The organism is Ningiella algicola, from assembly GCF_028401415.2.
In the GTDB taxonomy this organism is placed as follows: Bacteria; Pseudomonadota; Gammaproteobacteria; order Enterobacterales; family Alteromonadaceae; genus Glaciecola.
On sequence record NZ_CP171821.2, the window covers coordinates 1,210,301 to 1,223,790 of the forward strand.

The 13,490-nt window shown below is 45.0% G+C and carries 13 protein-coding genes and 1 pseudogene; 10 read left to right on the plus strand and 4 right to left on the minus strand.

Annotated features, from left to right (window positions below; translation table 11 throughout):
* Nucleotide 1: 1 nt before the first annotated feature.
* The 4 genes from trpCF to PN836_RS05410 are packed head-to-tail and all read left to right on the plus strand — an operon-like array spanning nucleotide 2 to nucleotide 3,830.
* Nucleotides 2-1,495, plus strand: coding sequence for a bifunctional indole-3-glycerol-phosphate synthase TrpC/phosphoribosylanthranilate isomerase TrpF (gene trpCF, locus PN836_RS05395; RefSeq protein WP_395344240.1), 1,494 nt, complete (start codon nucleotides 2-4; stop codon nucleotides 1,493-1,495).
* Between the two features lie 13 nt (nucleotides 1,496-1,508).
* Nucleotides 1,509-2,690, plus strand: a complete 1,182-nt coding sequence (trpB, locus tag PN836_RS05400; RefSeq protein ID WP_395344241.1) for a tryptophan synthase subunit beta — start codon at nucleotides 1,509-1,511, stop codon at nucleotides 2,688-2,690.
* Entirely contained in the window at nucleotides 2,690-3,520 is an 831-nt protein-coding gene (gene trpA / locus PN836_RS05405; RefSeq protein WP_395344242.1) for a tryptophan synthase subunit alpha, read from the plus strand. The genes trpB and trpA overlap by 1 nt, the downstream gene beginning before the upstream one ends.
* A gap of 10 nt (nucleotides 3,521-3,530) precedes the next feature.
* Nucleotides 3,531-3,830 (plus strand): YciI family protein, encoded by a 300-nt coding sequence (locus tag PN836_RS05410; RefSeq protein WP_395344243.1) that lies wholly within the window; start codon nucleotides 3,531-3,533, stop codon nucleotides 3,828-3,830.
* 37 nt (nucleotides 3,831-3,867) lie between these two features.
* On the opposite strand, the gene PN836_RS05415 is transcribed toward PN836_RS05410, so the two are convergent.
* Together PN836_RS05415 and PN836_RS05420 are read right to left on the minus strand one after the other, a co-directional pair.
* Nucleotides 3,868-4,776: a GGDEF domain-containing protein gene (locus tag PN836_RS05415; RefSeq protein ID WP_395344244.1), complete on the minus strand. Its 909-nt coding sequence runs from the start codon at nucleotides 4,774-4,776 to the stop codon at nucleotides 3,868-3,870.
* Between the two features lie 88 nt (nucleotides 4,777-4,864).
* A complete protein-coding gene (locus PN836_RS05420; RefSeq protein WP_395344245.1) occupies nucleotides 4,865-5,950 on the minus strand; it encodes an AI-2E family transporter in 1,086 nt (361 codons plus the stop codon).
* A gap of 135 nt (nucleotides 5,951-6,085) precedes the next feature.
* Between PN836_RS05420 and folX the strand changes: the two are divergent.
* The 6 genes and pseudogenes from folX to PN836_RS05450 all read left to right on the plus strand — a co-directional run bounded on the left by folX (nucleotide 6,086) and on the right by PN836_RS05450 (nucleotide 12,451).
* Nucleotides 6,086-6,462: pseudogene (gene folX, locus PN836_RS05425) on the plus strand (dihydroneopterin triphosphate 2'-epimerase).
* A 37-nt stretch (nucleotides 6,463-6,499) separates the two neighbouring features.
* A complete protein-coding gene (locus PN836_RS05430; protein ID WP_395344246.1) occupies nucleotides 6,500-7,390 on the plus strand; it encodes a TIGR01777 family oxidoreductase in 891 nt (296 codons plus the stop codon).
* A 116-nt stretch (nucleotides 7,391-7,506) separates the two neighbouring features.
* Nucleotides 7,507-8,169: a dUTP diphosphatase gene (locus PN836_RS05435; RefSeq protein WP_395344247.1), complete on the plus strand. Its 663-nt coding sequence runs from the start codon at nucleotides 7,507-7,509 to the stop codon at nucleotides 8,167-8,169.
* A gap of 9 nt (nucleotides 8,170-8,178) precedes the next feature.
* Nucleotides 8,179-9,390 carry a cation:proton antiporter gene (locus PN836_RS05440; protein WP_395344248.1) on the plus strand — a complete coding sequence of 404 codons (1,212 nt, stop codon included), beginning with the start codon at nucleotides 8,179-8,181 and terminating at the stop codon, nucleotides 9,388-9,390.
* 158 nt (nucleotides 9,391-9,548) lie between these two features.
* A complete protein-coding gene (locus tag PN836_RS05445; RefSeq protein ID WP_395344249.1) occupies nucleotides 9,549-11,510 on the plus strand; it encodes a hypothetical protein in 1,962 nt (653 codons plus the stop codon).
* A 32-nt stretch (nucleotides 11,511-11,542) separates the two neighbouring features.
* Complete coding sequence (locus tag PN836_RS05450) at nucleotides 11,543-12,451, plus strand: hypothetical protein (protein ID WP_395344250.1); 909 nt, start codon at nucleotides 11,543-11,545, stop codon at nucleotides 12,449-12,451.
* Nucleotides 12,452-12,843: 392 nt separating this feature from the next.
* Here PN836_RS05450 and PN836_RS05455 read toward each other — a convergent pair whose 3' ends face one another.
* Nucleotides 12,844-13,155, minus strand: a complete 312-nt coding sequence (locus PN836_RS05455; RefSeq protein WP_395344251.1) for a type II toxin-antitoxin system RelE/ParE family toxin — start codon at nucleotides 13,153-13,155, stop codon at nucleotides 12,844-12,846.
* Complete coding sequence (locus tag PN836_RS05460) at nucleotides 13,148-13,408, minus strand: type II toxin-antitoxin system Phd/YefM family antitoxin (protein WP_395344252.1); 261 nt, start codon at nucleotides 13,406-13,408, stop codon at nucleotides 13,148-13,150. Before PN836_RS05460 ends, PN836_RS05455 begins: the two co-directional genes overlap by 8 nt.
* Between the last annotated feature and the right edge of the window lie 82 nt (nucleotides 13,409-13,490).

The following is a 13,490-nucleotide window of genomic DNA, read 5'->3' on the forward strand; positions in this document are numbered from 1 at the left end:
AGTGACTCAAGCAATTGAAAGCACTACTGTTACAAAGGCGTCTTATGCCAACAACGTGCTTGCTAAAATCGTTGATGACAAACGCGCTGAAATAGCCCAGCGCGAAACAGACTTTCCCTTGCAAAGCTTTATTCGCAAACTAAAGCCATGCAATAAATCCTTTATTGAAGCGCTTAGTCAGCCAAACGCGGGCTTTATTTTTGAGTGCAAAAAAGCGTCGCCGTCCAAAGGTTTGATCAGAGAACATTTTGATTTAGATGAAATTGTCAGTGCTTACGAAAAAGAGGCCGCCTGCTTTTCCGTATTAACAGACGAGAAGTACTTTCAAGGCAAGTTTGAATATTTAGAATATGTGACAGCCCGTGTTAAGCAACCCGTGCTAAATAAAGATTTTTTTGTTGTTCCGTATCAAATTTATTTGGCGCGTTTTTACAACGCCGATGCAGTGTTATTAATGCTGTCAGTATTATCGGATGATGAATACCGCGAACTTTCCTCCCTTGCGTTCGAGCTAGGTATGGAAGTGTTAACCGAAGTGAGCAATGAAGAGGAAACGGCACGCGCATTGGCGCTTCATGCAAAAATTATTGGCATTAATAACCGCGATTTACGGGACTTATCTACTGATTTAGCAACCACCGAGCGTTTGGTTCCGCAAATTCGCGCCACTGACTTTGACGGAGTGATTATTTCAGAATCGGGGATTTACACGCATCAAGACTTACTGCGCTTAAATCACTTAGTTGATGGTTACTTAGTTGGCTCTTCGCTCATGGCGCAAGCAGACCTAAACCGAGCAGTGAGTCAATTAGCATATGGAGAAGTGAAAGTATGCGGCGTTACCCAAAAACGTGACGCACATAGTATTTCACAAACACCGGCAAGCTACATGGGACTTATTTTTGCCCAGAAATCACCGCGCTATGTGAACCTTGAGCAAGCGGCCAGCATTTGCGCCCACGCGCCATTCAACTATGTAGGCGTATTTGTAGATGCCCCAATTAAACAGCTTGTAGAGTATGTAAATCGCTTGGATTTATGTGCCGTTCAGCTTCATGGTAATGAAGATAAGCAGTACATCCATGAGCTTGCCACAGCTTTACATGCCAATAATAACGCTACAGCTATATGGAAAGTGCTTCCTGTAGAAGCCGATGATACCGCTGAACACATTCAACAGCGTTTGGATTCGATAGAGGCAAACGAACATATTGATCGCATCTTATTTGACTGTAAAGTCGGCCAGCAATCCGGAGGGACTGGACAGCCCTTCAATTGGGATTTACTCGCTCACATTAAGACCGACAAACAAGTAGTACTGGCAGGCGGCATTTCACCCGATAACGCAAGCGCTGCGCGACGCACACTAATAAATACTCGCACTTCAGGACTAAAAGCGCTTGAGTGCATTGACGTCAATAGCAAAGTGGAAGATGCACCTGGAATAAAAAATACAGCAAGCATTGAGCACTTGTTTGCAACGATCAGAATATAAAGAGGAGAACACCATGAATCAACTTGAAACGAAATTTGGCGACTTTGGCGGTATGTACGTCCCCGAACTCCTCATTCCCGCGCTTGACCAGCTGGAAAAGGCTTTTTTAGATGCTAAGGAAGACCCAAGCTTTCAAGCCGAGTTTATGGCTTTATTAAAAGACTATGCAGGTCGTCCTACTTCAATGACGCTTGCGCGAAACTTAGTGGCTAACCCTAATGTAAAGCTTTACTTAAAGCGTGAAGATTTACTTCACGGCGGCGCGCATAAAACTAACCAAGTGCTTGGCCAAGCGCTACTGACCAAGCGCATGGGGAAAACCGAAGTAATTGCAGAAACTGGTGCGGGGCAGCACGGCGTAGCAACTGCCCTTGCCTGTGCACTGTTGGGACTAAAAGCCAGAATTTACATGGGTGCAAAAGATGTTGAGCGCCAAGCCCCCAACGTATTTAGAATGCGTCTTATGGGTGCACAGGTCATTCCTGTTGATTCAGGCTCTGGCACACTTAAAGATGCGGTTAACGAAGCCATGCGAGATTGGTCTGCAACTTACGATAAAGCGCATTATTTATTGGGAACGGCAGCAGGTCCGCATCCATTCCCAACCATAGTGCGTGAATATCATCGTATGATTGGCGAAGAAACCCGCGCACAAATCATGGAGAAAGAAGGACGCTTACCCGACGCTTTAGTGGCATGTGTAGGGGGCGGTTCAAACGCCATCGGCATGTTTGCCGACTTTATTGACGAGCCTAGCGTTAAGCTAGTGGGCGTAGAGCCGGCTGGCAAAGGCGTCCATACCAAAGAACATGGCGCGACCATATGCACCGGTACAAAAGGTATTTTGCACGGCGCGTTCACCTTTATTATGCAAGACCACGATGGGCAAATTGAAGAGTCATACTCGGTCAGTGCTGGCCTTGACTACCCTGCGGTTGGCCCACAGCATGCCTATTTAGCCGATATTGGTCGCGCAGAATATCATGCGGTAACCGATACCGAAGCGCTTAATGCCTTTCAACTGCTGGCAAAAAAAGAAGGCATTATTCCCGCACTTGAATCCTCACATGCCATTGCGCACGCGCTCAATATGGCTGAAGAGGCGGAAGATGGCACCATTATTGTGGTCAATTTATCTGGAAGGGGCGACAAAGACTTGGCTCACGTGACAAACATTTTAGGAGATAAGCTTTGATGACGACGCAACACTTTGAGGGAACGAAGCGCTACCAAAATATGTTTTCACGCTTGGATAGCGCAAATGAAGGCGCCTTTGTTCCTTTTGTCATGCTAGGCGACCCTGACGCAGAAGTATCATTTCACATCATTGAAGCACTCATTTCAGGTGGAGCGGATGCGCTTGAACTCGGCATTCCTTATTCTGATCCCATCGCAGACGGCCCGACGATTCAAAAAGCCAGTATTCGTGCACTCACAAATAAGGTCAATCCTGAGAAGTGCTTTGACATTATTGCCAAAGTTCGCGATGCACATCCCGACATTCCTATTGGATTACTATTATATAGCAACTTGGTGCTGGCACGCGGTATCGATGATTTCTACCAAAAATCGGCACAAGCGGGCGTGGATTCTATTTTAATTGCAGACGTTCCGCTTAGAGAAGCAGACCGCTTTATTGATATAGCGCAAACGCATAATATTCAGCAGATATTGATTGCACCGCCTAACGCAAGTGAAGAAACCTTAAGCGCTATTGGTGAACGCTCGAGTGGTTATACCTACTTACTCGGACGCGCAGGTGTAACTGGCGCAGAGACCGCCGCAGAAATACCCGCTGAGACCTTAATTGCGCAATTGGAGCAGTATCAAGTTGCACCACCATTACTTGGCTTTGGGATTTCTACGCCAGAACAAGTTGCTAGCGCAATAAAAAGCGGCGCAGCTGGTGCGATATCAGGTTCCGCAACGGTTAACATCATCGAAGAACATCTCAATGATGTACCCAAAATGCTGCGCGAACTCACGGGCTTTGTGCAAAAGATGAAGGCCGCCACTATCAAGTAGGAGTTTGATTATGTATTACACCATCGTAAGCGAAGATAAACCCGACTCCTTAGCCAGGCGCTTGGAGGCTAGGCCAGCACATTTAGCCAGATTACAATCCTTGCAGGCTGCAGGGCGACTTTTACTTGCTGGGCCAAATCCGGCGATTGATTCAGAAGACCCAGGGCCCGCAGGCTTTACCGGCTCACTCGTGGTTGCTGAATTTGAGTCTTTGGAAGAAGCCAAAGCCTGGGCAGGTGATGATCCGTATGCAAAGGCTGATGTGTACGCGACTGTAACCGTCAAACCCTATAAAAAGGTGCTACCCTAGCAGCCGTCAGCGACGGCTCAATTATTACTCCATAGCCTTAGGCAACATTTATTTGGTCGCGACCATTTTGTTTTGACATGTAGAGCGCCTTATCTGCGCGCTCCATCCAATCAGCCACTGATTCAGATGAGCGCAAGCGGCTAATACCAAAGGACACAGTGTATTTCGGCAAGTCTGAGTGGGTGCTTTGTGCAATGCAACTTTTAATTTTTCCTGCAACGCCAAGCGCATCATCTTCTGAGGCATCTTGTAAAATAATCGCAAACTCTTCGCCGCCTAGTCGATAGAGTTCATCGGAGCTGCGTAAGCACTGATGGACGATAGCCGTCACGTCTTTTAGGACAGCATCTCCCGTATTATGACCATAGGTATCATTGAGGCGCTTAAAGTGGTCCATATCAAACAACACTAGCACGCTACTCATGTTTTCGTGTTGCATCAATGCAATACATTGATGGGCAACGTAGTCAAAGGCTCGTCGATTGCCCGTTTGGGTTAAAAAGTCTTCTGTGGCTTGGGAGCGCAAGTTTTGATGCAGTTGTCTGAGCTGTTCAGAAAACACATACACAAACACGACAATCGGCACAATTGTCGCATAAAGCGTAAATACCTCAATGCGCGGGAAACGCTCAATGACAAAAGGAAATACAATAACGCAAATGGCAAAGCTTAGCGTGAACGCAAGTTTTGCATGCACGATGAAGAAAATAGCCGTGATGCCGGGGTACAACCAATAGGCATTGCTAGATTGGCCTATCGCCGTTGTGCCAATCATCCCCATGCAAATCATGAATGTCAGGACATAGCGGGAGAGGTCCATGTATCTCCCTTTTATAATAGTCAGGCTGATGAGGAAGAAGGCGATAATAAGAGCACCGTCTAGCGCTACCATGAGCCAATGCTCTGCGCGAAAACGCGCAACTAACATTGGGATAACTGCTAACATGCTAAGTCCTGCAACCGAAAACACCGCTCTTTCCATGAGCGTTCGGCATTTTAGTCGTTGGGAAATTATCGTAAACATCTTAAACAGCTCAATTCGTTTCACTCGCTGCATCACTTGCATCAGACAAGGCATCAATGGTTTTATTTTCTGGCTCTGCTTCAGAGGAGAGCAGCAATGCAAGCCATTGCGTTTCTTCACGTGACTCCATCGCAATTTTCACCACCATCGTCAGCGGCACTGAGAGCAACATACCCACGCTGCCGAGTAACCAGCCCCAAAAGATAAGGGATAAAAATACGACAAGTGTCGACAGGCCCAGGCCTCTACCCAAAAAGCGCGGTTCAATTAAATTGCCCATTACCATATTAACCACGACAAAACCTAATCCAGTCAAGCCCGCCTTGGCAAAGCCAAACTCAATAAAGGCCATAAAAATAGCGGGCACTGCAGCAATAATGGAACCTATATTGGGAATAAAATTGAGCATGAATGCTAACACGGCCCAGAGCATAAAGTGATCTACGCCTAAAATATAAAGCCAGATACCAATAAACGCGCCAGTGCCCATACTAACTAGCATCTTTATCACTAAATATTGATTCACCGATGTTAGAAAACGGTCGATGTGTGTGAGCTTCATGTCTGGGTCTGCCATGGCGACATGCACGCGCCGCGGCATACTATCGGCTTCGAATAGCATGAATAGCACAGTTAGCAAAATTAAAAATACGTTCGAAAGCACCGTGCCAAGGCCAGTGATAAAATTAGTCGCTACGTTCATCGCAAGGCCAGGGTCTAGATGTTCACTAACTAATTCGCGATTAATGTGAATATTAAAACGAGCAAGTTTATCCGCAATCCAAGCGAACTCTCCAGACAATTGGTCTCGGTAAACCGGCATGTTTTGACGAAATTCTGCAAGCGATTGGGTGATAAGGCCGGCTAACATAAAACCAATCACTACCATCAACAGTATAACTAAGCTAATAGAGAGCCATCGAGGCACGCGATATTGTGCAGACCAGTTAATTAACGGGCTAACGGCGATGGCAATAAAGGCTGATAGCAACAAGGGAATGACAATCACACTGGCGGCCTTAATACCTGCAAGCACAATGACGACTGCCGCCATTACGACCAGTACTTTAGTGGTTGAGGTAAGTTTTAAATCCATATATGTGTCCGTGATTGTATTAGTACATAAGCGAATACTGTTCGTTGCAAAAATGCATTAATGGATACCTTGCGATATCGCAAATTCAAACAATAATTATGAGCAACATCAATCCAATAAGGAAGTAGAATCTACATGAATTTAAATCTTGCCACTATTCGCATTAAAAACCTTCGCCTTCGCACTTACATCGGAATAAATGAAGATGAAATAAAGAACCAGCAAGACGTCGTGATTAACGTCACCATAGAGTACGACGCGAAAAAAGCGACTGATAGCGACCAAATGCAAGATGCACTTAACTACAAAACCATCACAAAACCATCACAAAAGCGATTATTCGTTTAGTTGAAGACAACCGATTCTCACTATTAGAAAAATTAACAGCAGATGTACTTGCGATCGCGGCAGAGCACCCATGGGTGATCACAGCCGAGGCTGAAGTCGACAAACCACACGCCTTACGCTTCTCTGACTCAGTGTCACTAGCCATTTCATGTACAAAAGACTAAGCGTGTTAATCGCCATGCATACTAAGGATTCAGCAGAATGAAAAGCATGTTGCTCACAGGCGGCACTGGACTGATTGGTCGCCACTTAATCAAAAAACTCAAGGACCAATACGATATCACCGTTGTGACGCGTGACCCTAGCCGAGCGCTACGCCTTTTAGGCAACGATATTAAAGCCATTGCAATGGATGATATTGATTCACTTGACAGCTATGATGCAATTGTTAACTTAGCGGGCGAACCCATTGCAGACAAACGCTGGAGCGACGCTCAAAAAGAGCGAATTTGTCAGTCTCGATGGCAGATTACAGAGCGCCTTGTTGCGATGATTAATCAAGCACAAGATAAACCCGATGTGTTTATCAGCGGGTCTGCCATAGGGTACTACGGACGCCAAGACGACACGCCAATCACAGAGGACTTTAAAGACTTCCATGAGGAATTTAGCCGCACCGTATGCGCCAAGTGGGAAGATATTGCCAACACCGCAAGCATACGGACTTGCGTGTTGCGCACGGGTGTGGTGCTAAGTGATGATGGTGGCGCTTTGTCTAAAATGCTCATGCCGTTTAGATTGGGTCTAGGCGGTCCTATAGGCGATGGAAAACAGTTTATGTCGTGGATACATATTGACGATATGGTGCGCGGGATTCAATTTTTGCTCGAAAATGACCAGTGCAGCGGCCCATTCAATTTTACATCGCCAAAGCCTGCGAGTAATGCTTTTTTCGCTCATAAGCTGTGTCAACGTTTGGATCGGCCATGTATTTTTACAACGCCAACCTTTGCGGTAAAAGCGCTAATGGGAGAATCATCTGAGCTGGTTATCTACGGTCAAAAGGTTATTCCGATGCGCCTTGAAAACGCAGGGTTTAACTTTTCGTTCCCGGTGCTTGCTGATGCGCTCGCTGCCTTGGATTTACGATAAAATACATTGATTTTTTGAGCGCTTGTCGCTAGTCTCGACGCCTTAGCGCTTGTCAGTTCAAGCGCGCAAACAAATAATATCGCGCTTGATACCAACCCCCTCGGAAACAACGATTCATGATTTCACTTGAACAAATCAACAAGATTGTCCTGCTGCAAAAAACAACTAACGATATAGCCAAACCAGACTGGCTCGATAATCCTCCGAATTATTTGCGCGCGGCGAAAATGGAAACCGTTGAGGCAATTGATCATTTATGCTCATGGAAGTGGTGGAAGGCAAATAATCCCGACTACTATAACGCTGCAATGGAAATGGTAGATGCTCTGCATTTTATCATTTCTGAAGAACTGGTTCGCTTTAAAGGTGACGTTGATGCGGTCTCAGCCTTGTTATTAAGCTACTTCAATATGCCTATTGATGAGGAGCAAGTTGCAGCCATGTCTGCAGAAGACGCCAATCAAATTATGGATGCAATGGACGTTGATTTTACAACTGGCAACATTCACTACCCTCGCTTTTTTACCGCGTCCGCTTTTCTGGGTCTAAAGCCTGAGCAACTTCTTAGCTGGTACTGCGGCAAAAATGCGCTTAATAATTTCAGACAAGCCAATGGCTATAAAACGGGCGAATATGTGAAAAACTGGTTTGGCAATGAAGATAATGACTACCTTATTGAGATAATTGAAGCCTTATCGACTGATGAACAACAAGACAGCTACCATGTTATCTATGAACGTTTAGGCATCAAATACAAAGAAGCTTTGGCCCAAGTGTAAACCTACATTATGCACAGTCATTCAGTATTTATCATCCTCGCGGGCTTATTGCTCGCGTTTGGCTTAGCTTCTAAACTATCACATCGCACTTTGGTATCTGGTCCAATGGTATTTGTGGCAGCAGGTGCATTGTTTGGATCCTTGGGTTTAGATGTTTTAGAGCTAAACATTACCTCCGAAGAGCTGAAGTTCGTCGCAGAAATCACCTTGATTTTGATTTTGTTTGTTGACGCTTCAATCATCCGTTTTAAGACGCTTGGGAGTGTTTTAGGTGGCATCCCTAGTCGTTTACTGGGAATAGGCCTTCCGCTTTCAATGGTGCTTGGCACGCTAGTGGCTGTTTGGATGTTTCCCAATAGCAGTATTTGGCTATTAATGTTAGTTGCACTGATGCTCTCACCTACAGATGCTGCGCTGGGGCAAGCAGTAGTCAATAATGAGCATGTTCCACAAAAAATCCGAGAAGGTATCAGTGTAGAAAGTGGCTTAAACGATGGTATTGCACTTCCTCCCATTCTATTGTGCATGGCGGTGTTAAGCTACGGTAATTCGGCTATAGGGCACGACGGTTACTGGTACGGCTTTTTGGCTATGCAACTCACTATCGGCCCGCTAGTGGGTGCTGCAGTGGGCATCATCGGTGCAAAATGCATAGATTGGGCGACTCATCGAAACTGGATGAATGCGACCTTTCACCAAATATCTGCTATTGCATTATCAATTTTAGCATACTCTTTGGCGGAGGCTTTTAGCGGCAACGGCTTTATCGCAGCTTTTTTTGCAGGCTTGCTGTTTGGTTCTAAACATATGGGTTCGAAAATCCCAAAAGTGCTAACGCGCTCGAGTGAGTTTGGAGAGGCGTTCGGTGAACTTTTATCGCTCATTGTGTTTTTTGTGTTTGGTGCAGTTGCTCTTCCCCACTTCTTGCCATTTTGGGATATAAAAACCATCATTTATGCACTACTGAGCTTAACGCTTATTCGTTTCATCCCGGTGTACATCTCACTCATCGGCACTGGGATTAAGCCCTACACAAAGTGTTTTATCGCATGGTTCGGCCCAAGAGGAATCGCTTCAGTCTTATATCTTTTGATGGTGATCACCGAGCTGGGTTTAGAACAATACGACCAAGCGCTTTCGATTGTCGTGCTTACCATTCTCATAAGCGTTTTTGCCCACGGTGTCAGCGCTGTGCCCATGTCCAAACGGTTTGCGAAATAACACAGCATACCAATGTGTGTCACGCGATTGATAGAAGTACCCTTGTCAACCTCGCAAAAGACCTATATCTTAGTTTTATTGAAACACTGAAAACTCGCGACTAGCATTTGCAAGAAGTGCAGTATGATTCATATTGCAAGCAAAGGAGCCGGTGCCACATGATGACACTTAAATGGATACAGGATGTTAAACCCCATGAGTTGGGCAAACTAGAGCAGCCCTTTGTGGCGCTAAGCTATGTGACGCGAGCCTACCACGATAAGTTTAATCCTGAGGTGCGCGGCATCGACGAGGTGATTAAGCGTTTTTCCGCTTTTAGCATTCCTGAGCGCGACAGCAACACCCTCGATAAGCTCACTAAAGCCATAAACGAAGGCGACATAGTGCTGATGCACCACCATAGCAATATACCCTTCTCCCCTATTTTTGTTGAAAAAAAGCCACTTGAGAGCGAACACGCTCAAAACATCGATAGCACAAAAGACAAAAACCTGCCCACATCTGCAAAAGTAGAATATGAAGTCAATCCCTCCCTGCAAGGGCGGTATATGTTTGCGAGAAATAAATTCAGCCGTTTGCAGCAAGGCTTCTATTGGCCTACATCATCACTGCCCAAAACAGATAGCCATGATTTGCTGGATGATGACACCAGTGAGGATAGCTTTGAAGGCAATGCGATTGCACCGGGCGTTGAGCCAACACAGGAAATCACAGAAGAGGCCACCGCCAATCTCGAACTCGATTATTGCTTTGATGATACATCCCCCGTAGACGATATTCCCTTTGAAGTCACTGACAGTGCAGGCACCAAACACACCGGCACGCTGAGTAAAGGCAAAGCTAGCTTAAGTGGTTTACCGCTAGGTAGCTGTCAAGTGGTCTATGTGAGCGATAGCGATGAAATAGAAGCGGAATTAACGCGGCAAAAAACACAGCTGTCAAACGCACTAAATGCCATGATAGCCGAAGTGAAAGTCATTGCTGCCAGAGAAGATGCATTATTTGAACAAGAAAGCTTTATCAGCCAGTACTTCATCCGCAAAGGGGCACAGCTCACTGGCCTTTATCAGGGCGGTAAAAACTTCGTTGTCGGCGCCTGCGATTTAGCCCTACTGCTAGATGAAGTGCAAGGCGAAGCACGAGATGCCGCCTTGAACGCCCTTAAAAAACTCGCCGCAGGCGATGCGCAAGGTATTAAGCAAGACTTAGAAACCTTATTTGTCCATAGCGCCAAACAGCTAGATGATTTGGCGGATGCCTTTGAGTTGCTCCTTGCCATTGCCGATGACAAGGCTCTGCTGAAACAAATTGCGACCTTTCCCTATGATTACATTGATGCACACTCCATTGTCGAAAAAGAAAAAATAGGCGGTATCCTGGCTTTTGAAATCCTATTATGCGTGCTCACCGCAGGCGCAGGTGCAGCAGTATCGGCGGCGAGTCAATCCAAGTACCTCCTGAAAGCAAATTCGAGCCTGCAAAAGATTGCGACACTGCTGAAGCGCAAAAAGCTGGCGAAGAAAACCTCCCCCTCTCTTAAGCAAGGCGATAATCTGGATGTAAATTCGGCACCTAAGCAACAGCTTGAGTTGGAGGATAAGCCGAAAGTTGTGCCAAATAAATCAATGCCCTTTGATTACACTAAGGCCCGTGCACTCAAACCGGGAGAAAAACTGGGTAACTACGGTGAATCTATTGTAGAGGATATGCTCAGAGCCGATGGCTACGAGACCTTTTACCGGGTGCAAAATAAATCTGGCAATGGCGTGGACATTGTGGCTAAAAAAGCGAATGGCGATATTATTCGGGCAGAAGTGAAAACGACACAGCAAGCGCGGCTTTGGAATGATGGTAAGCCAAAAGATATTCCGCTGAGGGGCGACCAAAAAACGATGGGCGGAGAAGCCTACACTACTGACCGATTAGAGCGAGCAATCAATAAGGATGATGGTTATACCGATGGTGTGGTGGATGTGGAGGCCGAAAAGGCGCAGCAAGCAATAGAGGATGCATTGTTAAACGATAACTCAGTAATTGATAAAAAGTATGATGTTTATGTGGATAAAAACGGCACTCTTCTGGCCAATCCAATTGAAAAAGACTGGCTACCTAAGCCTTAGTACCCTCCAGTTTAATAATTTTAAGGAAAAGCATGCAGACGCTTGAAGATTCAATAGCATATACTAAGAGGAAAAAGCATTTCCAACTTTATGGTAGTGATGTTGACCTACTGAACAAACGCATTACAGACTTATCTCGCTATTTAAAAGGAGAAGAAACGTTGGGGTCGGTTGCATTAAATTTAGATCGCCTATCAACTTACTACCATTGGAGTTTTATCGAGCTTAGCGTAAATACTAACACCATTGAAATGTCTACTTTAGCTAAGGCATCATACATTGCATTTGAAACAAATAATTGGTACGAGTTTCTCGGTAAAAAGGTAGCTAAATATTCATCTGCTGTTTCTTTCAATACTGCCGTCAAACACCTAGGCCAATTGCTCTACCTCGGACAATACGACAAAGCAAAACAATATGGCAATCTGCTGATGAAAATGCTTTACGGTAAACAATATGATGGAGGCTTGGTCTATCCTACACACCCTTGGTTTATGCTTGAGCTTTTCTGTCGTTGGCAAGGTAAGGCACTTGATAAAAAAGGTACGCGTTATCCTGAGAATCTGGGCGTATATCAAACCGCGTTAGATAATTGGGATACCGGCGACACGCAGTTGCTGTCTGACATTGTCGATAGCCTAACGGAATTTCATATTGCACAGTCGGATGAAGATGTGACAACCGACGAATACGGCAATGAATTCAGTCCTGAGTTTACCTCTTCTAACTACTTTATTTTCCCTATCGAAATTCTCATGTGGCTGGCTATTCGCAAACACTTAGGCTTACCTGATTATATTGCATCGCCAAGTAATGAGTTAATGAGCATGCCCATTAATCAACTGCCAGATACCCCTGTTGAATGGGTAAAAGATGACTTGGTGAATCAATGCAAAGCTAAACTAAAAGCAGACAACCCTGATATTGAGTTTGCGCTATAAGAAGATACTTGCGTTTTGTGCGCGGCGAGATACAAAATGAGTAAGTCGGGCAAAAACCGTCGAACCAGAAACTAGCTTGTGGATTTTCATAACGAATAAGCCATTGAAATCCTATTATGCGTGCTCACCGCAGGCGCAGGTGCAGCAGTATTGGCGGCGAGTCAATCCAAGTACCTCCTGAAAGCAAATTCGAGCGTGCAAAAGATTGCGACACTGCTGAAGCGTAAAAAGCTGGCGAAGAAAACCTCCCCCTCTCGCTCAATAGCATTTTGAGGCTAAAAGTGGTCGGCATCGATTTTATTGGGTGGTGACGATGAATGTTATCTAGTGATTGCCAACGGTGTTACAGGGCGATCGGGATGAATAATGTTTTGCAGATACTACTCATTAATTCAAGTTCTTCCCTGTGGTGAGACATTAATAGATTGCTCCATTGCCTTATGATGAACGTGAATAACCGTAATACCTTTAGGGTTTTGAATATAATAAATTAGATGTTTTTCAAAAGGAAAGACATGAACTCCACTCGTTTTATATGGGTCGTATAACTTCCCCATCGTTGGCATGTTTGCGAGTATCTCAGTTTGCTTTTTTAGCGCTGAAATATAGCTTATAGCCTGTGTTTTTCCCCATTTATTCTTAGTGTAAGAAACAATCTCCTTAAGGTCGCTTTTTGCATTGTCTGCAAAAACAACCCTAGACACTGGCGATATCCATTAGCTCTTTAAACACATCTTCACTATCTGATACACACCCCTTTTGTGCAGCTTTTAATCCTTCATCCAGTCGCTGATGAAGAAGCCTTTCTCGAAGAGATTGAATTTCTTCGTAATCTTGCATAGATATCATGACGGCTGCTGGCTTACCATTCTTACTGATACACACTGGCTCTTTTTGTGCTTTCATGACAACATCACCAAAAGCGTTTTTTGCATCTACTGAGCTAACAATTTCCATGTTTATGACCTTTCGTTAGTAATAACTAATACAGCCAGAATAGCTTTTATAGCTCTTTTTTGTCAATACATAAGATTTCGAT

Coding starts and splice junctions, on each gene's coding strand:
- trpB (WP_395344241.1), top strand. CDS start 1,509: ATGAATCAACTTGAAACGAAATTTGGCGACTTTGGCGGTATGTACGTC.
- trpA (WP_395344242.1), top strand. CDS start 2,690: ATGACGACGCAACACTTTGAGGGAACGAAGCGCTACCAAAATATGTTT.
- PN836_RS05460 (WP_395344252.1), bottom strand. CDS start 13,408: ATGGAAATTGTTAGCTCAGTAGATGCAAAAAACGCTTTTGGTGATGTT.
- PN836_RS05415 (WP_395344244.1), bottom strand. CDS start 4,776: ATGTTAGCAGTTATCCCAATGTTAGTTGCGCGTTTTCGCGCAGAGCAT.
- PN836_RS05450 (WP_395344250.1), top strand. CDS start 11,543: ATGCAGACGCTTGAAGATTCAATAGCATATACTAAGAGGAAAAAGCAT.
- PN836_RS05435 (WP_395344247.1), top strand. CDS start 7,507: ATGATTTCACTTGAACAAATCAACAAGATTGTCCTGCTGCAAAAAACA.
- PN836_RS05445 (WP_395344249.1), top strand. CDS start 9,549: ATGATGACACTTAAATGGATACAGGATGTTAAACCCCATGAGTTGGGC.
- PN836_RS05410 (WP_395344243.1), top strand. CDS start 3,531: ATGTATTACACCATCGTAAGCGAAGATAAACCCGACTCCTTAGCCAGG.
- PN836_RS05430 (WP_395344246.1), top strand. CDS start 6,500: ATGAAAAGCATGTTGCTCACAGGCGGCACTGGACTGATTGGTCGCCAC.
- PN836_RS05420 (WP_395344245.1), bottom strand. CDS start 5,950: ATGGATTTAAAACTTACCTCAACCACTAAAGTACTGGTCGTAATGGCG.
- PN836_RS05440 (WP_395344248.1), top strand. CDS start 8,179: ATGCACAGTCATTCAGTATTTATCATCCTCGCGGGCTTATTGCTCGCG.